This window comes from Ruegeria sp. CG4, assembly GCF_056537185.1.
The window spans coordinates 66,913-85,813 of record NZ_JBQFRB010000008.1 but is presented as its reverse complement, the minus strand read 5'-3'; the positions used below and the strand labels follow the sequence as shown (position 1 = coordinate 85,813).

Below are 18,901 nucleotides of genomic sequence, written 5' to 3'. Positions count from 1 at the left end.
CCGTCGAGCAATTCAGGAGAGAAACATGTTCCGCAACAACCTGCCGCAACTCAATGGTCAGACCTTTCTGACCGATGCCGGTCTTGAGACCTGGCTGATCTTCAAGAATGGAACCGAGCTGCGGGAATTCGCTTCCTTCGAAACCGTTCGTTCGGATGCGGGCCGCCAGGCCCTGGCCGATTATTTCAAACCCTTCATCGCACTCGGCGAGGAACGCGACATGGGCGTCATTCTTGAAAGCCCGACCTGGAGGGCAAGCCCGGAATGGGGCGCACGCCTTGGCTATTCGGCGTCGGACATCGTCGAGATCAACCGCGAAGCCATCGCACTACTGTCGGACCTGCGCGCCAACGCGAACGCCTCTGTCCCTGTCGTTGTCAGCGGCAATATCGGGCCACGCGGTGATGGCTATGTGCCCGGCGAAACAATGACTATGGAAGAGGCCGAGGCCTATCACGCCGTTCAGATCGGGGCATTCGCAACGTCAAACGCCGATATGGTGTCGGCGATTACCATGACCAACCCGAACGAAGCCATAGGCATCGCACGGGCCGCAGCCAAGGCTGGGTTGCCCTGCGTCATCGGCTTTACGGTAGAAACCGACGGTCGTCTGCCGGACGGCACACCGCTGGGCGAAGCCATCGAATCCGTCGACGCCGCCTGCGACACACCGCCCGTTTATTACATGGTCAATTGCGCCCATCCCGACCATTTCTCGGACAAGCTGCGCGGCAACGACGATTGGCTGTCGCGTATCCATTCAGTCCGGGCCAATGCGTCGCGCTTGAGTCATGCCGAATTGGATGAGGCAGAAGAGCTTGATGAGGGCGATGCACGCGAATTGGCAGGTCTCTATGTCGAATTGAAGGAACTCCTACCCAATCTCAACGTGGTCGGCGGATGCTGCGGCACCGATCACCGCCATGTCCAAGAAATCACTGCTGCCATTGCCTAGGGCGACCAGTCGTTCAAAATGGAAAGGAAATATCGTGTTTAGATCAGGGAAATTGCCAATCGCGGCAGCACTTGCCACCGCGTTCCTCACACAGGCGAACGCCGATCCTCCCACAGTTTTTCAAGTCGTAGAGGAACCGGCGGGGCCTGCGTTTGCAGCTCCGAAAGAGTTGAAGAATGGTGCAGGTCAACTCCACAGCTTTGTTGATCACGGAGTCATATATCCCGCTGGCACAATTGTAGATGACCGCAATGGCTTCTCCGCCAGCGGTCAACCGGTCTTTGCCGACAAGGTGATCGGCACATGGTTAGCAAGCGGTTGGTATATCACCGATGGCATGCAAGCCAACAAGGGGCTCAGGATATCGACTGTGCAAGTCTTCCGCTTCACAAGCGGCGAGACACTAGTCACGCGCGGAGTCGAGATCGTTGGTCAGCCAAGTGCGACCAGAAATACAATTCTGCACATCTCAGGTTTTAACATCGGGGGCACCGCCTGGCTGCGCCAGAATGCACAATGGGCAGTTGAGCCGTCAGAAATGACATTCGAGATCGTTGATTCCGACAAGGGATTTTAGGCGATTCAACGGGTCGCCTTTGTCGCGGACCGTACTCCGATCGGATGCGATCCGCCAACTGCACAACCAAGCCAGTTGCATGCCGAGCAAACGTATCTCAGTTATCCTAATATCAGCCACAGAACGGGCCTTACCGCGACCGCTTTATTGGGGCGATGTCCAACCCTTGGAATGGCCCAATCGGAATTATTTTGAGGTTGAAGGCGATGTTGGAATCGGACCTGGTCTTACAGTGCTGGTAGCCCCCGGACACGCACCGGGTCAGATCGCCATAATGGTTGATCTTCCATCGGGTGTATTCTTGCTGACCAGCGATGCAATCTCCCGGCCCGCGGAGATCGACGAGAAGTTCGCGGGGTCATGGGATGAGCAGGGCGCGATTGCAAGCGCGGACCGACTCATGCGTCTGGCATCCCAGCGGGATGCCTTCGTGATTTATGGACATTGTCCAGAGCAATGGCCTGAACTGAAAAAAGCACCAGAATTCTATCGCTGATCACAGAAGGGGTTCCGCCTCAATTTCGAAGAGCACTTCTCCCCTGTCCGTCATCGAATGATTTGGAACACGAGCGTTTGATTGGTTTTGGAGGATCAAGCTCGCTGTAGTTTCAATCTATGCCGCGTTGTTTTGATGCAGCAAGCGGCATTTCTGGATTGTCTGGTGTTTGATCTCCTTTCTTTGTCTGAGGATGGTTTCCGCCCTGGCCCCAATGGCTCATCCCGGCAGACCTGCCGTCCGCAAGGCTTCAACGACACGCGTGCGATCCTCACCACGCCGAAACGAATTTATTAGTTGTGTGCGGTCGAGGCGAAAGTCTGGGTATTCGCCAAGCAACGACTGTGCCTCTGTCTTTGCTTCCTCAACCTGATCGGATCCTACCAAGTTGAGTATCCGGTAAAGTCTTGTGATCGTCTGCCCGCCCTCGCTGCTTGCCAGGATCTTGAGTGCGTCGTCACTGCGATCGTGTAGGAAATAGGCAAGCGATAAGTAATTTTTGAAGACATCAGGCGCATACTGATTTGTTGCAAATGCACGTTCAAGATGGACCAAGGCCTGTTCCGGCTCACCATTCCACAATCGCGCAAGGCCAAGTGCGATCATCATGTCGCTATGATATGGGTTTAATTCGTAGGCCCGTTCGGCATGGGCCACGCCTTTTGCGTAATCGCTTTCGAAATAGCGCAGGCGGCTCATAAGCCGGTGAATGTGAGCAGAACGCGGATAGCGGCGCATTAGATCGATCATTTCGTTGAGGGTGAACTCGAGTGCATCTGCTCGCGTTGACGGCCAGCCGCCGGCCAGTTCTATGGCATATGTCCAGCAAAGGCAGAGCTTGGGCCAAAGCCCCTTGGGATCTGATTGCAATACGTTCTCGAAGTGGCCTCTGGCGACTTCGTTGTCTTTGGGATTGACCCGGTGAAGGAGCTGAAGACCGCGCACAACCTGCTCATGAGGCGAGAGCTCGGAATCCGGTTTCTCGGCAATCGCCTTCGCCTGCTCCTCACCGACCGCATCGCTCATTGTGGATGCGACCAACGCGGTGATGCCATCCTGAAGCTCAAAGACATCATCAAGGCTGCGGTCGAGTGTGTCGGACCAAACCCGTTGACCATTGGAGACTTTCACAAGCTGCACACTTATGCGTGCCTTTTGAACAGCAACCTGTACCATGCCTTCTAGCGCGAATTCGGCTCCAAGCCGACGACCGGCTTCGAGAGCTCCGGAGTTTGCGATGGCCTGCTTAGCGCTACTGGGATCTATGAGTTCGAACTCCTCAAAATGGGCAAGCGCCGAGCCCAGGGTTTCAGTCAGCCCTGAGGCCAGGCTTTCTGCGTCAATGCTGGCACCCTGGTGTCGAAACGGTGAAAGGAGAACGGTGGGAGGCTTCCAGGTCGAATTTGAATCGTTGCGTCGTGCTGCTTTTTGCAGTTCATCGGGGAAAGCGCGTGCACCGGTTGTCAAGCGATACACACGCACCGGTTCAGCTATATTTTTTAGGTGCTTGGAACCAAGATCCTCAAACTGTGCCTCAACTTTTCCTTTCGATTGACGCCATGCATCCTCGGAAAGACAAATTCCACCCGGTTCCGCAAGTGCCTCCAGGCGGGCAGCGACGTTGATCCCTTCACCAAACAAGTCATTATCTTCGACAATTACGTCACCCAAGTTAATGCCTATGCGAAACACCAGCGGGCCTTCCATTTGCTCCTGCCATTCAATCGCGCATTGCACGGCTGAAACAACGCTCGGAAATTCAACGAGGTATCCATCTCCCATCTTCTTGACGATGCTTCCGAGAAAATCGCCGACGGTGGGTTGGATCAGCTTTCTCTCGCAATCCTTCAGATGAGCAAGCGTACCTGCTTCGTCTTCGCCCATCATGTTCGAATAGCCAACGACGTCAGCGGCCAAAATGGCGGCAAGTCGCCGCTTCGGTTTGCTGTTTTCCATGAACCTCAGATTAGCCCAGGGTTAAGCTCATGGCTATGTCTCAGGCGACAAGCGGACGACGCCGCAATCTCAGCACCGTTGAAGCGAAACTTCTAAGCCAGCAAATATCGCATCGCTTTGAAGGCAAGCTCGGGGCTCAATACAGCTGTTTTCTCCAACTCGTGTCAGCGGAATGCTGCGGCCCGAACCAGACCTTGAGCGGACGGGCTAATGCCGCGGCGCAGCTTCACCAAAGCGGACTTTGGTTGCTGTCTTAGGTAGCAAATCAACTTGCAGTTCTGTTGACCCGCGCGATCAGCGCTTCGCCTGTTTCTTTTCGTTCGCTGTAGCGATCAACGAGGTAAGAAGACACGTCGCGGGTCAGCAACGTGAACTTCACCAGTTCTTCCATCACATCGACCATGCGGTCGTAATATGAGGACGGCTTCATTCTGTCGTCGTCGCCAAACTGTTGAAACGCTTTCGGAACCGAAGATTGGTTCGGGATAGTCAGGCACCGCATCCAGCGCCCCAAAACGCGAAGCTGATTGACGGCGTTGAAGCTTTGCGAGCCGCCACAGACCTGCATGACCGCCAGTGTCTTGCCTTGTGTCGGGCGCACTGCGCCAATGGACAGTGGTATCCAGTCAATCTGGGACTTCATGATACCGGTCATGGCACCGTGGCGTTCTGGAGAACACCAGACCATGCCCTCGCTCCACGTGACGAGATCTCGTAGTTCCTGCACTTTCGGGTGGTCGGCGTCGGCATCGTCCGGCAGCGGCAGTCCGGACGGATCAAAGCTGCGAGGTTCCGCACCAAGCCGTTCCAAAACACGTGCGGCTTCCTCGGTCATTAGTCGGCTGAAGGATCGCTGCCTGAGCGAGCCGTAGAGTAACAAGATACGCGGTCCATGAGTTGATCGTTTTTCGGCAAACAACCGGTCGTTGGCGAATGGCTGGAAATGATCTTCGGACAACTGAGGCGTGTCGGTCATGTTGCGTCCTTTCGGTGCTCGGCCATTGCGCGTTCCAGAGTCTCCAACGCCGCGATAAGTTTACTTCTTGGGCAAGCAATGTTCATGCGGCCAAATCCAGCCCCTTGAGGGCCAAAAACGATGCCTCGCGTAATTGCCCAACCGGCCTTTTCGCGAAGAACGGCTGTTAGCTCATCCGGCTTGAGGCCCAGTTTCCTGAAATCGAGCCAAAGCAGAAACGTGCCGTCTGGCTCGATCAACTTTACCTCTTGTAGCTTTGCGATACGGGTGCGCACGAGAGCGAGGTTGCCCAAAATGTACCGGTTTGCAGCGTCCAGCCATGGGCCACCCTCGGCGTAGGCCGCCTGCATGGCGACAGAGGCAAAGGCGTTGTTTTTATTGACCGTGAGGCGGCTATTTTCGGCCTGAAAGGCCTGTCGGCGGGCCTCATCAGGGACGATTGTGAAGGCCAAACAGCACGCGGCGATATTGAAACTCTTGGCGGGCGACAGGCAGATGATTGCGTTGCGAGCATCCGCCTCTGACACGTTGGCAAAAGGCGTATAAGCATGGCCGGGAAAGGTGATGTCGCCATGTATCTCGTCCGCGACAACAAGAACACTATGGCGGCGGCAGATGTCACCCAGCCGGGCAAGCTCATCTCGGGTCCAGACACGGCCCACTGGATTGTGCGGGTTACACAGAAAGAGCATGCGCGCCCGTGGATCGCACGCGGCCCGCTCCAGCCCATCAAAATCCATATGGTAGCGACCGTCTTCCAGGATCAGAGGGTTCTCGACCAGAACGCGGCCGTTCTCGGCGATGATATCCGCAAAATCGAAGAAGACGGGCGGCTGCACGATAATCCCGTCACCCACTTCGGTGAACAGGTTCGCGGCCATGGAGAGCGCATTGAGTATGTTCGGCGAGCGCAGGATATGGGCGGGATCGACTATCCAGCCATGTCGGCTTTCCAGCCAGCCGGTTAACGCAGGTATCAAGCCATCCGGCACGGTTTCGTATCCGAACACGCCGTGCGCGGCGCGTTCTGCCATTGCATCAGTGATGCAAGGGGCTACGCGGTAATCCATATCAGCGACACCTGCCGGAAATAGATCCATCCCGTCCTCGCCCAGTACCATCTTATGGTGCTTCAAACCGGGAACCACGCGCCGGTCGATCACTTCATCAAAGTCAAACTCAGCCATCGGACGCGTCCTCAAGCATCCAGCGGAAGAACCATGTCGCGAGGACAGCCGCGACCAGCTGCATCGCAATGAAAGCGGCGACGTCTCCCGGCGCAATTCCAGCGAAAGTGTTCGAGAACCCGCGCGCGATGGTGACGGCAGGGTTGGCGAAAGAGGTAGAAGACGTGAACCAGTAAGCCGCCGTTATATATAGCCCAACGGCCATCGGCACCGCCTGAGGGCGCGCCTTGATGCAGGCAAGGATTGTGCCAATCAGACCAAAGGTCGCAACGAATTCGCCCGCCCATTGGCCAATGCCCGTCCGCGCTGTCGTAGAGGCATCAATCAACGGGTGTTCGAACATGACGTGCGCCGCGAGCACGCCTATGATGCCTCCGAAGATCTGCGCCATGACATAGAGAGTGGCTTCTTTTGGGGCGATCTCGCGCCGCAAGGCAAAGGACAGCGTCACGGCAGGATTAAAGTGCGCACCCGAGATAGGCCCGAACACGGTGATCAGCACAACGAGGATCGCTCCGGTGGGGATCGTGTTGCCCAACAGGGCTACCGCCACGTTGCCGCCTGCCAGTCGTTCGGCCATGATGCCGGAACCGACGACTGTCGCGAGCAGGGAAAAGGTGCCGAGCCATTCGGCCATCAGGCGGCGATCAAGGGTCATTGGGGTGTCTCCAAAAGCTGTGCAAAGCGCAGGGGGTCGATATTGCCACCCGTGATCACGGTCGCGACGGTGCGGTTCTCAATCGGCACCTGTCCGTTTAGAATGGCGGCCAGACCCACCACCGCGCCGGGCTCTGTCACGATCTTGAATTGCTGATACGCAAAGCGCATAGCGCCCCGTACCTCGTCATCCGTGGCGGTCACGCCACCGGCCAGAAGGTCGCGATTGATGGCAAACGTCATCTCGCCGGGGATCGGCGTCATGATCGCGTCACAGATGGTTCGCTGGCCTTTTGGGTTCGGCACGCGTTTGCCCGTTGAGAGCGAGCGGCGCGTATCATCGAAAAGCGTTGGTTCGGCGGCAAAGACTTCGGTTCCGGGTGAGGCCTCTGCCATGACCACAGCCGTCGCCGCCGTGAGCCCGCCGCCGCCGCAGGGGATTAGGACTGCATCAATCGGCCCGCCCGCGGCCTCAATAATTTCCAAAGCAGCGGTTCCCGCCCCGGCCAGGATTTGCGGGTGCGCACTCGGGGGAACTTCAATCCGCCCAGTATTGGCGATGATCTGCGCCACAACATCCGCGCTGTCCTGTGTGTCGCGGTCATAGGTTGCGATCTCGGCCCCCATGGCCCGGACGGCGGCTTGCTTGGCCTCGGGCGCGTCCGACGGCATGACGATCACTGCCGAGGTTCCCATGATCGCGGCCGCCTGCGCCAGCCCGAGCGCGTGGTTGCCGGAGGAATAGGACACCGCGCCCCTCGCCCGCTCCTCATCCGTCAGGTTCAAAAGCCGATGATAGGCACCTCTGATTTTGAAAGCTCCGGTGCGCTGCATATTCTCGGCCTTGAGCAGCAGACGCCCTCCGAGCATCGCGTTCACATCCGGGTTTTCCAGCAGCGGCGTGCGGCTCACCACGCCGTCCAAGGCGGTCGCTGCCTCGCGCATGTCACTGAGGGATACCGGATGCCGCCCCATATCAACCCGCCTCCGCCGCGATTTGATAGAGCGCATCACCACGCCTGACCTGTGCCATGGCGCGCTTCGCCAGAACGATGCCGTCGTAGGGCGATGTAACCTCATCCGGGGCGCGGCCCGGAGTTTCGGGATGATGGATCCGCGCGATGACCTCGCCAAAGACGACAGCGTCGCCGATGGTTTTCAGCGGCTCGAACAGGCCTGCGTCGTAGGCGTAAACAGAGCCCTTCGCATTGAGCGCACGTGTGCCCTGCGCTTCATCGGGTTCATGGCCAGGCAACATACCAAGGGCGTGCAGGATCCGTCGCAGCCCCCTCTCTGTTTGGCGCAGAATGTCCGGCGTTACGCAGTTGCCGCCACCAAGTTCCGCCATGACATTGACGACGCCCTTACGGTTGGCAGCCCCCATGGCCGTCCGCGCTGAACTGTCTTTTCCACCGCCACTGGTAAACACCCACGCATAAGGCAGATCGAAGGCCTCAGTCAGCAGCGACAAACCCTGTTCTTCTTCCGGCGAATGGGACGGACCTCGCAGAACGGTGGAGGGATAGATCAGAGACGATCCGCCGGAATGCAGATCGACCGCGTAGTCAGCCAAGGGCAGGATTACCTCCTCATGATAGTGCGCAATCATTTCAGAGGGCGTTCCCTTCGGATCACCCGGATAAAGCCGGTTCAGGTTGCCATCATCGATTGGGGACACTCGGCAACCGGCCTCTGCGGCCGGAAGATTCACCATCGGCAGCAAGATCAGCCGTCCGCGGATATCGGACGCGTCGAGCTGGCGCGCAAGGTTGGCCACCGCGATCTGGCCCTCGTATTCGTCTCCATGCACGCCGGCTGAAACAACCAGTGTCGGTCCGTCATCATTGCGCAGGACAGTGATCGGCAACGGGATCCACCCATAGGCGGAGCGATGGACCGAATGCGGCACCCGCAGGTAGCCCTGCTGTTTGCCCATCGCCTCAAAATCAACTTCCGATGTGATCGATGTTCCGCTCATGCGCCCCTCATTTCGGCGATTGCCGAATTGGCTTTTGGGGTATTGCAGTCTTGCCCACTGGTCAAGCTTCGATATTTCGGGCATTGACGAATTATGGACCAAAACTCCGCTATCGACACCTTTGCCGCTCTCGCCCATCCGACACGATTGGCTGCGTTTCGGCTTTTAGTGAAAGCGTCGCCCAATGGTGTTCCCGCGCTGACAATTGCAGAGCAGCTCGATGCGAAGCCTTCGACACTATCAGGCCATCTTGCCATCCTCAAACGCGCCGGTTTGTTGACAAGCACCCGTAACCAACGTGAAATCCGCTACGCTGCACATCTACCTGCGATCAACGGCGTCGTCGGCTTTCTCCTGGCGGACTGCTGCGGTGGACGTATAGATAACTGCCAGGACATTCTGACGTTGCTTAGCGCCGGAGACGAAGGCGTTTCAGACCAAATAGATATGTGAGTAGCCCGGCCTTACTTGGACGGCCCAGAGCCGACATTGGCCATCCTCCAGAATTCACTGGCTGGCTTCCCAAGAGCAGCCATTCGTGAAGGGCGCAGCATTTTTGATTTCTATGATTGCTCATACCCCCTGCCCGCCTCAACGCAAGTTCTTCTGACAAGACCATTTCAAGGCTTGAACTCGCCGATGATCAACGCGGCTACGATCAGTATTGGTGCGATAAGGCGCCGGTCACCCCAACAGTGGCCGACTTTTGCTCTGCCCCGTGGCCGATTTTCTCACCGCGGTTGACAGACAATCGAAAACCGCAACGCGCGCCAGACCGGCTCTCCTTTTGCAGACTTTGATTTCATTTGGGTGTGGGACGATCTCGGCCTGGCGGACTACCGAAAATGAACCAGCTACCGTTCTTCCAATCATTCGTCTCAAGAGCCTGGCGAGTAGTTCACTTCTTCTCGGCTGCGTCTTGCAGAGATGTGGCAAGGGTTATGTTGTTGCTGCGCGTCCAGATGGTTTGCCTCGTGACAGCCGGGGCACAACAAAATTTCAGTCTCCGTGGACACACCGGTTTCATAATCGAAACAGTACTCTTGACCACATATTTCCAGCACCTCTCCACGCTTGGCCAGTTCCGAACTTGTCACCTCACAGTGATGACAAATTCCGCCCAAGAGAGCTGATTGGAGTTCAGAAAGAACCACTGTTTTCTGAAAATTGCACACTCTGTCACTCATAACCGCCTCAGGCTTTCACAAAATGGTGAATAGAGAAAGCTTGTGAAACAAGAATTCAAGGGAATGTGACATAGCCTAATGGGTTCGAGATTTAGTTTAGCCGATCATTGCCTGTAAGCTGAGGAGCGCGTCAAACTTTCACGTCAGCCTCCATCCGACAACAGACCCGCGTACATCAAAATACAATCTGGGCTAGTCCTCCCAGCGAAACGCGTCGTTGTCCGCCTTCACCCGACCAATAGACGGCAAAGCGAAGTGGTTTCCCAGCACAATACATCCTGTTTCCGAGGCGCTTTCCAACAGTTTCCGACGGGATGTCACGGCCATCTCAGCATCGGAATCAAACGTAAAATGCCACTCGGGATGCCAGCACTGGGCGGTTGTATGGATTGCATCACCGGTAATCAGAGCGCGCCGGTCACCACTGGTGATTTCGACCGAGACATGGCCGGGTGTATGGCCTGGCGTGGGGATCAGAGTGACATGGTCGCCAAGCTTGTGTCCGGTCTCCACCAGTTCCGCCTGCCCGGCTTCGACGACGGGCAGAACGCTTTCGATGTAGAGATCGCTGTTATCCTCGCGTTGATAGACCTCGTCTGCCGCAGGCATCAGATAGCGCGCATTCGGAAAGGTCGGAACCCAGCGCCCGTCCTCGAGGCGCGTGTTCCAGCCGACATGATCGGCGTGCAGATGGGTACACAGAACATAATCGACATCCCCCACATCCAGCCCTGCCGCCGTAAGGCTTGCGATAAATCGCTGGCTTGATCGCTTGTGCCAGTCGGGTCGCCGCGGCAGAGTTTTGTCATTGCCGACGCAACTGTCGACCAGGACGTTATGCGTGGGTGTTTTCAGCAGAAAACCCTGAATCGGCAGGATCAGCTGCCCGGATTGCACACAAACACCGCCGGGAACATGCGCTTCGACAATAGCCCGGACATCTGGCCCCGCAGTGGGAAACAACTCTTCCGCAGTCAGAAAAGGAGCATGGATTTCCAGAATACGCCAGACTTCAACATCACCTACTTTGCACAACATGACTGGTGTCCTTTCTTACTATGCTGAAACCGCCATTCTCTGCCCAGCAGATTTGCCATGCCGTTAAACAACGTAGCTTGTATCCGATAGGCTCGATCACGTGGCGCCGACACTTGCTTGTCGAAGCAGAAACCTCTGAATTTTGCCGCTGGGTGTCTTTGGCAGTTCTTTGACAAATTCGATAAGCCGAGGATAGGCGTGCGCAGAAAGGCGCTGTTTGACATACTCCTTCAGCTCTTCAGCCAACTGGTCAGTACCTTCTTTGCCCTCCGCCAGTACGACCACCGCTTTCACTATTTCGGTCCGCTCCTTGTCAGGAACGCCTACGACCGCCGTTTCCGTCACAGAGGGATGTTGAATCAGAGCGCTTTCAACGTCAAACGGTCCGATGCGATAACCCGAAGAGGTGATAACGTCGTCGTTCCGACCAACAAACGTGATACAGCCGTCTTCATCCCGCTCCACCGTGTCCCCAGTAAGATAGTATCCGTTTTCGATCGACTTGTTGCCCTTGTTCAGGTAGCCGCCAAAGAACAAGAGAGGTGACTCCGCAATGTTGACGGCCAATTGACCTGGCTCATTGAGATCGGCAATGCTGCCATCCTCAGCCAAAACCTCGACCCTGTATCCCGGCATCACATAGCCTGCCGATCCCGGACGAACCGGATGTTCGAGCCCGTGATGGTTATTCACCAGCATACCCGTTTCGGTCTGCCCATAATGATCTTTGATCGGCGCATTCAGTTCGGACTTGAACCAGCGGATGACTTCGGGGTTCAATGGCTCTCCCGCGCTGCTGATGCAGCGGATCTGATTGCGCAGCTGTGACGCGCGTTCGGTTCCGGCGGCGATGATTAGTCGAAACGCAGTGGGCGCGCCTGCAAAGTTGGTCACGCCCAATTTCGAAATCACGTCATATGTACTGTCCACAGTGAATGGCCCTTCGACCAGAGTGGTTGCATGACCCAATTGGAGCGGGCCGATCACTGCATAGTAGAGACCATAGGCCCAGCCCGGATCTGCAATGTTCCAGAAAACATCCTCATGCTGCAGGCCAATCCCCTCGACCATGTAAGATCGAAAAGCAGTCAGAGCCTTTAGGGGCACGGGCACTCCTTTTGCGGGGCCTGTAGTTCCAGAGGTCGCCATCATGAACATCAGATCATCGCCGTTCCGCAAAACTGGGGCGAACTCCGACGATAGCGCTGCCATTGTCCGGCGGTAATCAATGTCTCCGGCAACAAGCTCTTGCGGGGTGTTTGCGATAGTCGCGATTGGCGGGCAATCTTCCACTCCGCCAAGCTTTTTGCGGTTCGCGGCGTCAGTGACAACCAGCTTCGCACCGCTCATGGTCAAACGATCCTGAATGGCCTTTGTAAACAAGGGCTGATAGGCCGCACCAACCCGGAGGGCGCCGAGAACAACTGTCACGAGATCCGGGGTCCGCGGCAACAGACCCGCCACAATGTCGCCGGGTTGGATGCCTTGTTTCTTCAGCAAGTTGGCAAAACGCGCAGCTTCGTCGCGCAACTCTACAAAGCTGCGTGTCTCATGGTGCCCGTCCAATGCAATCCAGTTCAAAGCCAGGGGATTGCCCTGCAAATGGGCGTCACAACATTCTACGCATGCATTGATCCCGTCGCTAAAACTGCCTGAAAAGAAGGACTTTGCAAGGTCCAGGTCAAAGTTCTCGGCCGTTTTGGAGTAGTCTCGAGGAGTCCCAGAGTCAGAATTCGATCCCATCAAAACGCATTCCTCCAAATGCAGCCCTTCAGTTACCTTGCACTCAAATGGGTCGAATTTCCACGTTGGAGATTACGCGAACGTAAGTGCACCACGAGCGGTCCATTAGTCCCATACCAAAGCCCGGTTTGGGTTCGAGAGGCCGACCTCGGAAGCGGTGCCGCATCCACAACACCTCTGTTCTGATACCCTGCGCAGTCGGCCCAAATCGACCATTGGCAATGGCTTGATGACTCCGCGGTGCGGTCCGCCAAAGGGGACACTCGCTGCAGTAGCGAGTTGCCCGGGAAGATGAGGTCATGCTCGCGGAAGACACCCTGTCGCCGCCCTAAGGTTCACAAGAGATCCGAGACAATGTAGGTATCTATGAAGACTTGACGTCAATAGGTGTGGATCAGAATGGCGCGACAGTTCCCGCTCGAAGGTGACAAAACCTTTTTGGTTTATGCCGGCACTGGCACCGACCTGATATTCAATCATGGCGTTGATTTACCCGGTTTCGCATCGTTTCCATTGCTGGAAGAACCTGGCACCAGGGCAATACTGGCCGGTCAAATGGAGGCACTTGTCGATCTCGCCCATGAAATGAGTGTCGGATGCATCCTTGATGCACCCACATGGATGGCGAACGCCGATCGGGCAGCGCCGTTGGGGTACGATACAGACCGGCTCGTTGAGGTGAACAAAGATGCGGTCAGTCTAATGGAGGAGGTGCGCCAGGCTGCCGCTCGCGATGATGTACTGGTGTCGGCCTGTATCGGCCCGCGCTATGACCCTTACGCCGACATCCCTCCGGTGACGGTCGAAGATGCACGCCAATACCACGCCGCTCAAATGCACAGCCTGAAAGACACAAGCGTCGACCTGGTCACCGCTTATACGTTCAACCGTCCAAGTGAGGCTGCGGGATGCATCCTCGCTGCCCGAGACGCAGATCTGCCGATCATCATGTCTCTGGTTGTCGAAACGGACGGGTGTCTTGCGGACGGGACCAAACTTGTGGACGGAATTGATCAGATCGACGATGCAACCGACTCGGCGGCGCTGTTTTTTATGGTCAACTGCGCTCATCCGACCCATTTCGCCGGAGCGCTTGGCAACCACCCCCGACTTAAAGGCATGGTGGCAAACGCTTCGAGTTGCTCGCATGCGGAACTTGACGAAGCAGATGAGCTGGACGAAGGCGATCCAATTGAGCTTGGCAAACAGATTGCCGCGATTGCGCAGCAGAATCCGTCGATTCAAGTATTTGGAGGGTGCTGCGGCACCGACATGCGCCACCTGAAATCGATGGCCAGCGAATTGGCGTAGCCAACTTCGTTCAATCTGAGCGATAGCGCTGAAATCTAAGGTGATACCGTGATTTCTTTCCACAACTTGTTAGGAGATCGGACCCAGAGCCGGCGTCCAGCGGCGGGTCGCGATGCTGCGGACGCAGCCCGCTTGGTAGTCATTCGCCGCAATCGAAAAATCTGGTCAAGGTCGAACTCACAGTCTGCGGTACGAGGCGAGCTTTCGTTTCGCAATAAACACTTGCCTTCCGCCATAGTAAAAGCTCTAACCGGGGTCCAACTCCGACCCAATCACAGTTTTTCGCCTAGCATTTGTCCTGCGTCTTTCACTACATCAGCTAAGGCGTTGCCAAACTAAGCTCGATGCACATTGCGCTACTTTCACTTTTCGATTTTGGTGATTTTTGTCCCTTGGAGGCTTGTGCCGGCCATCAGGCCTTCTTGCCCGAACACAATTGGCACGATGTCGCCTTGCAGGTCATTTGTTCCCATCGAAGCTGACCACCCCTGATCGCCGCCCACCAAAGTCGGACCGGTACCTGCTTCCCAACCATCATTGTTGCGGAAGTATTCCAGCGCCGCGTCATCCAGGAAAAACATGGCATAGGAAAATTGCTGAACACCCGCCTGAAACCCGTATGAAGCGCCTGCAATGCTGTAGTACCCGGTCGTGCTGCCATTTTCTCGCATCGCTCCCTCACCAAATTGACCACCAACCATCAGGCCCCCCTTGGTAATCTTTGGAAAAACCAGGATCGCTACCGATTTTTCTGACAGGTCTTTGGCTTCAGATGAACTCGAATAAAGCTGTTCAAGCGCTACATTCACTCCACTGTCGATCTCAGACGCAGTCGAATTCCCAGTTGTGTCGATGACAGCTTCCCCTGTTGTCTCCGCGACATCTCCAACCTTTTTAGCAGCGCCCGAGACGCCCTCTGTGACTTTGTCGAGTAGATTTTGTGCATGCACAGCATAGTCCGCTGACAGAAGCACAAACCCAGCTATCGCAATTCCAACGATTAGTTTAGCACGTCGCATATTCTCCCCCTCATATAGTTCTGCAGACGTATCAAGCACTCAATACCAGAGCCGTTCCCGCCAAAAACTCGGCCAGTTGGTGTCAAAGATAGTTCATCTTCTTTGTGATCCAGAACAGGATTTCCGCCAACGCCGAAATCGCCCCTGCGCCTTCGGTAATCACAAGCGCTGTTCCAGATGCGCCCAATTTGGTTGTCTTTTCGTTCAGATCGGTCGGAATGTCGGCGATCACGATATAGGCCGCGGACCCGGCAAGTTCGCCCAGCGAGGGCAAACCGCTTCGGGTGTCCAAAGCCCCTTCGCTGGTTGCCGGAGGTATGTCCCGTATGGTTGTTTCGAACTCCTGTCCCGGCGCGCTGCGCATTGCGATGCGAATCTTGTCCCCTGCGGATACGTTTTGCAGACTGCTCAAGGGAAGCGTGGCAATCAGAACCCGGTCGTCCGGCACAACGAAGTTTATTGCGCCTTGCAGCGTCGTAACACGGTTTCCCGGGCGCAAAGATAAGCCCGTCACCAAGCCATCTGCAGGGGCGCGAACAACGGTCTGCTCCAACGCCCAACGTGCTTGTGCCAGCATGTTTTCAACTTCTACGACACCGACATCAACGCCGTCCACTTGTGCCGCAATGCGCCGTTCAAGACCTGCCTTGCGCGCTTTGGCGGCCCGTAATCCAGCCTCTAGTTGCTCAATCGTAGAAATTGCCTCCTGCAATTTGAACTCTGATGATGCGCCCCGGTCCGCAAGGCGGATGATGTCATCGCGGCGTGCAATTCCAAATTCCAGCTGTGCTTCGAGAGAGGCAATATCAGCCTCAGCTGCTTCGAGATCGTGTATCAGCTGATCCGCTGAGGCTTGCGCTGAGGACAAAGATGCCTCAAGCCGCGCCACTTCAGCGGCTTGTTCCGTATCATCGATCCGGAACAGGACTTCACCTTCTGACACAGGCTGGTTGGGTTCGACGGCAACCTCGGTCACTGGACCGGAAACATTTGGAGCTATGCTGATTACCGCGCCTTGAACCGACGCTGTGCCGCTTGGTGTGGTGTGGTTCAAGGCCCCGATCACGACCAGAGCGATCACTACCGCGCCCCCGTAGACAACCGTCTTTGAGATGGCATTCCAAGGCAGCAGGTGGAGCTTAGAGAACACAAGCCAGGCCAAGCCGAAATAAAGTGCCAGAACGATTAGCATATTTCATGCCCCTTTGGGATAACCAGTGATCTCAGCGACGGTGTTTTCCGCACCGTCAGGCGGCTTGAGATGTTCTGTGCCTTCACAGAACTCAGAGTATTAGCACTCTCCACGAGTGCTCAGAATGCAAACTTGGCCCCGACGATCGGGCCAGAGAATGACAGATCGCTCACGACATCGGAGTTGCCGATTTCCCATGCAAGGTGGCGGTAGCCGAAGCTCAGATCCCAATTGTTGATCCGGTAATCGAAGGTCACCCCAGCCTGCCAGGTCAGGTCACTTTCACCCGCCCCCACATCGGCAATGAAAGAGAGCGCCCATTTGTCGGCCAGCGGCTGCACACCACGCACACCGACAATTGCATCAAAGTTTGAAATGGAGCCGGAAACCCTCTGCGACCCAGCACCGACGGACAAGTTCGCTGTCGTGTCCAGGTCGAGGTAGCGAAACCCGCCATAGCCGACAAGTTGACCTGGGTAAGCGTGCCTGAAATCGTATCCCGCCGACCCCGTGAACACGAACCCGGTGACACTGGCATCAGCGGTCGCTGGGATACCGGGACCAACAGCGGCATCCTGATCTGAACTCAGATCAAGATACTGAAAGTCACCCAAGATGGATATCGGACCTTTGTTGGCTTCCAGCGCCCCCATGAGGCCAAAGTCCAGATTGTCCAGCAGATCCGAGAAACTCAAGGTCATGTCCTGGCCGGTGACGGTCGTTCCACTTAGCTCAGGGGCCCAGAGGTAAATAAATGCCCGAAAATCCCATTTATCTTGTTCGGCGAACGTGGCCGTCCCAACAAAAGCCAGCGCTGTGGCCAAAGCTGTTGTAGTCGTAATATTCCTCAAGGCGTGGCTCCCTTTCTCAGGTCTAATGCCTTTGCATGATTTTACTGAAATTTCATTTGAATACGGCGGCCCGGATACCGGACCGCCGCTACCGTTTACTGGTTCGGAGATTCCTTACGAACGATAAACGCATCTACGGCAGCTTGTGTTTCGGGCCGAATGTTCTCAACCCCCTCGTAAGGCATCCCGAAGGCCGGCGGTGTATCGGGATAGAGCTCTTTGCGTGCCACGTGGCGATTCAAGATTCGCACAAATTCCTGACCACCCCAGGCCCCTACTTCCGTTGATACTGAATGTTCTTCGCGTGTGTCGTGGTACAGGTTGAAGAACTTGGCGACGATCGGATTTTTACCCGGAGGAGGCAGTTGCAGCTTGAGCTGGTCCTTGACGATCGCTTCGGGCTTTGTGTCGGCATAGATGATCACGTGGTCACGGCGTGCTTTCTGCTCATCGCTAAAGAGAAGCGCAGCGGATTGGTCGACACCGTCAACCAGACGGTCCCTCGGGATGAACTGATCAGCACCGGCAAACCGGGCCAGCGTCGTGTACATGTCCGATACGTGAACGATGCTATTGAGCAGGCCATCCGCTTCGATCATGCCGGGCCAGCGAATGAACGCGTCGGTGCGTACGCCACCTTCGGTCGTGTCGGCTTTACCACCGCGGAAGATCATCGGCGTGTAACCGGATTCCGGCGAATACTTGGTAAAGTGACCGTTGTCGCCCATCACAACGACGATGGTGTTGTCGGCAACGCCCAGTTCTTCCATCGAGTCGAACATCGCACCCAGCCATTCGTCCACTAGCTGCATCTTGTCCGCATATAGACCACCGTTCGGTGATTGAGGACCATCACGGCCAGCGCGGGTGTTGTCCAGCGGCAGAAGCGGCCAGTATTGCAAGAAGAATGGCTCTTCGCCACCTGCCAGACGCGCCAGCTCTTCCATGGCTTTGTCCTGGAAGGCCTGGTTCATTTCGTTGTATTTCAACGCATTCCAGCGCTCGCCCGGTTCCATGCGGATCTCGCGGATCGGGCCACCAGCTTCACCTTCGATCGTGGTCATCATGGCCGAGGCATCAGGTCGGAAGTTGCTGTCGATCGTATAGGCCGGCACATAGTCAGCATTGCCAACAGACACACCTTCGTGGATGGCATCGTCATTGAAAATGGTTAGCTGACCTTGTTGGTGCACGGCCATCTGGGCGTAGTCGAACCCGTTGTTCATGGCCCAGCTTTCGGGGATGTCGCCCATGTGCCACTTGCCGATATGGCTGGTGGCATAACCCGCATCTTTCAGAACTTCGGGCAGGATCTTCTCGCTCCCCGGCAGGCCAAATCCGGCGATGTCAACGGCGGTGTCACCCATGCCGATGCGCACCGGCAGACGGCCGGTCATCTGTGCGACCCTTGTTGGTGTACAGGATGGTTCGGTATACATGCGCACCATGCGCAAAGCTTCGTCCGAGAAGTCATTGATGTTGGGCGTCTCATATCCACGGAGTGCGTTGAGCTCGGGAATTCCCATGTCACCAAAACCCAGATCATCGATCAGAATGTTGATGATGTTCGGGGGTTTGCCACCGTTCTTCTCACGAAATTCCGCCAGCCGAGCGTCCACGGCTGCGTCATCTTCGGCCCATTGATCACCGTGCTCCGAGAGCAGAATGTAATATTCTGAATCGTGGATGATGGGCTCCTCCTGCGCAAGCAGCGGATGTGCTGCAAGCATCAAGGGAACTATTGCGAGGTTGGTCAGTTTCATAGTCTCTCCGTTGAT

The 18,901-nt window shown here is 56.2% G+C and carries 17 protein-coding genes; 5 read left to right on the top strand and 12 right to left on the bottom strand.

Annotated elements, in window-relative coordinates; genetic code table 11:
• The first annotated feature begins 25 nt into the window (after positions 1 to 25).
• The 3 genes from ACR0J2_RS18500 to ACR0J2_RS18490 all read left to right on the top strand — a co-directional run bounded on the left by ACR0J2_RS18500 (position 26) and on the right by ACR0J2_RS18490 (position 2,028).
• Positions 26 to 955 carry a homocysteine S-methyltransferase family protein gene (locus ACR0J2_RS18500; protein ID WP_171676464.1) on the top strand — a complete coding sequence of 310 codons (930 nt, stop codon included), beginning with the start codon at positions 26 to 28 and terminating at the stop codon, positions 953 to 955.
• Positions 924 to 1,532 carry a hypothetical protein gene (locus ACR0J2_RS18495; protein WP_171676466.1) on the top strand — a complete coding sequence of 203 codons (609 nt, stop codon included), beginning with the start codon at positions 924 to 926 and terminating at the stop codon, positions 1,530 to 1,532. The genes ACR0J2_RS18500 and ACR0J2_RS18495 overlap by 32 nt, the downstream gene beginning before the upstream one ends.
• A gap of 79 nt (positions 1,533 to 1,611) precedes the next feature.
• Positions 1,612 to 2,028, top strand: a complete 417-nt coding sequence (locus ACR0J2_RS18490) for an MBL fold metallo-hydrolase (RefSeq protein ID WP_253762175.1) — start codon at positions 1,612 to 1,614, stop codon at positions 2,026 to 2,028.
• 219 nt (positions 2,029 to 2,247) lie between these two features.
• Here ACR0J2_RS18490 and ACR0J2_RS18485 read toward each other — a convergent pair whose 3' ends face one another.
• From ACR0J2_RS18485 to ACR0J2_RS18460, 6 genes are all read right to left on the bottom strand, one after another.
• On the bottom strand, positions 2,248 to 3,984 hold the full coding sequence (locus ACR0J2_RS18485) for an adenylate/guanylate cyclase domain-containing protein (RefSeq protein ID WP_171676467.1): 1,737 nt from the start codon (positions 3,982 to 3,984) through the stop codon (positions 2,248 to 2,250).
• A gap of 265 nt (positions 3,985 to 4,249) precedes the next feature.
• Positions 4,250 to 4,960, bottom strand: a complete 711-nt coding sequence (gene arsH / locus ACR0J2_RS18480) for an arsenical resistance protein ArsH (protein WP_171676469.1) — start codon at positions 4,958 to 4,960, stop codon at positions 4,250 to 4,252.
• Positions 4,957 to 6,147 carry a MalY/PatB family protein gene (locus tag ACR0J2_RS18475; protein WP_171676471.1) on the bottom strand — a complete coding sequence of 397 codons (1,191 nt, stop codon included), beginning with the start codon at positions 6,145 to 6,147 and terminating at the stop codon, positions 4,957 to 4,959. Before ACR0J2_RS18475 ends, arsH begins: the two co-directional genes overlap by 4 nt.
• Positions 6,140 to 6,805, bottom strand: coding sequence for an aquaporin (locus ACR0J2_RS18470; RefSeq protein ID WP_171676473.1), 666 nt, complete (start codon positions 6,803 to 6,805; stop codon positions 6,140 to 6,142). Before ACR0J2_RS18470 ends, ACR0J2_RS18475 begins: the two co-directional genes overlap by 8 nt.
• Positions 6,802 to 7,779 carry a threonine ammonia-lyase gene (locus ACR0J2_RS18465; RefSeq protein WP_171676475.1) on the bottom strand — a complete coding sequence of 326 codons (978 nt, stop codon included), beginning with the start codon at positions 7,777 to 7,779 and terminating at the stop codon, positions 6,802 to 6,804. The genes ACR0J2_RS18470 and ACR0J2_RS18465 overlap by 4 nt, the downstream gene beginning before the upstream one ends.
• 1 nt (position 7,780) lies before the next feature.
• The gene (locus ACR0J2_RS18460; protein WP_171676477.1) at positions 7,781 to 8,782 is read right to left on the bottom strand and encodes a succinylglutamate desuccinylase/aspartoacylase family protein; all 1,002 of its coding nucleotides are present in this window, start codon (positions 8,780 to 8,782) and stop codon (positions 7,781 to 7,783) included.
• Between the two features lie 93 nt (positions 8,783 to 8,875).
• Here ACR0J2_RS18460 and ACR0J2_RS18455 point away from each other — a divergent pair, with 93 nt between their 5' ends.
• Positions 8,876 to 9,235, top strand: coding sequence for an ArsR/SmtB family transcription factor (locus tag ACR0J2_RS18455; RefSeq protein WP_171676479.1), 360 nt, complete (start codon positions 8,876 to 8,878; stop codon positions 9,233 to 9,235).
• Between the two features lie 926 nt (positions 9,236 to 10,161).
• Here ACR0J2_RS18455 and ACR0J2_RS18450 read toward each other — a convergent pair.
• Together ACR0J2_RS18450 and ACR0J2_RS18445 are read right to left on the bottom strand one after the other, a co-directional pair.
• A complete protein-coding gene (locus ACR0J2_RS18450) occupies positions 10,162 to 11,007 on the bottom strand; it encodes an MBL fold metallo-hydrolase (protein WP_171676481.1) in 846 nt (281 codons plus the stop codon).
• A gap of 96 nt (positions 11,008 to 11,103) precedes the next feature.
• Entirely contained in the window at positions 11,104 to 12,588 is a 1,485-nt protein-coding gene (locus ACR0J2_RS18445) for an AMP-binding protein (RefSeq protein WP_480813461.1), read from the bottom strand.
• 561 nt (positions 12,589 to 13,149) lie between these two features.
• Between ACR0J2_RS18445 and ACR0J2_RS18440 the strand changes: the two genes are divergently transcribed.
• Positions 13,150 to 14,061, top strand: coding sequence for a homocysteine S-methyltransferase family protein (locus ACR0J2_RS18440; RefSeq protein WP_171676485.1), 912 nt, complete (start codon positions 13,150 to 13,152; stop codon positions 14,059 to 14,061).
• A 362-nt stretch (positions 14,062 to 14,423) separates the two neighbouring features.
• Here the strand turns inward: ACR0J2_RS18440 and ACR0J2_RS18435 are convergent, their stop codons facing one another.
• The 4 genes from ACR0J2_RS18435 to ACR0J2_RS18420 form a co-directional block, all read right to left on the bottom strand.
• Positions 14,424 to 15,080, bottom strand: coding sequence for a lipid-binding SYLF domain-containing protein (locus ACR0J2_RS18435; RefSeq protein WP_257601437.1), 657 nt, complete (start codon positions 15,078 to 15,080; stop codon positions 14,424 to 14,426).
• 82 nt (positions 15,081 to 15,162) lie between these two features.
• A complete protein-coding gene (locus ACR0J2_RS18430; RefSeq protein WP_171676489.1) occupies positions 15,163 to 16,272 on the bottom strand; it encodes an HlyD family secretion protein in 1,110 nt (369 codons plus the stop codon).
• A 119-nt stretch (positions 16,273 to 16,391) separates the two neighbouring features.
• Positions 16,392 to 17,123: a hypothetical protein gene (locus ACR0J2_RS18425; RefSeq protein WP_171676491.1), complete on the bottom strand. Its 732-nt coding sequence runs from the start codon at positions 17,121 to 17,123 to the stop codon at positions 16,392 to 16,394.
• A gap of 95 nt (positions 17,124 to 17,218) precedes the next feature.
• A complete protein-coding gene (locus ACR0J2_RS18420; RefSeq protein WP_171676493.1) occupies positions 17,219 to 18,886 on the bottom strand; it encodes a sulfatase-like hydrolase/transferase in 1,668 nt (555 codons plus the stop codon).
• Positions 18,887 to 18,901: the final 15 nt, after the last annotated feature.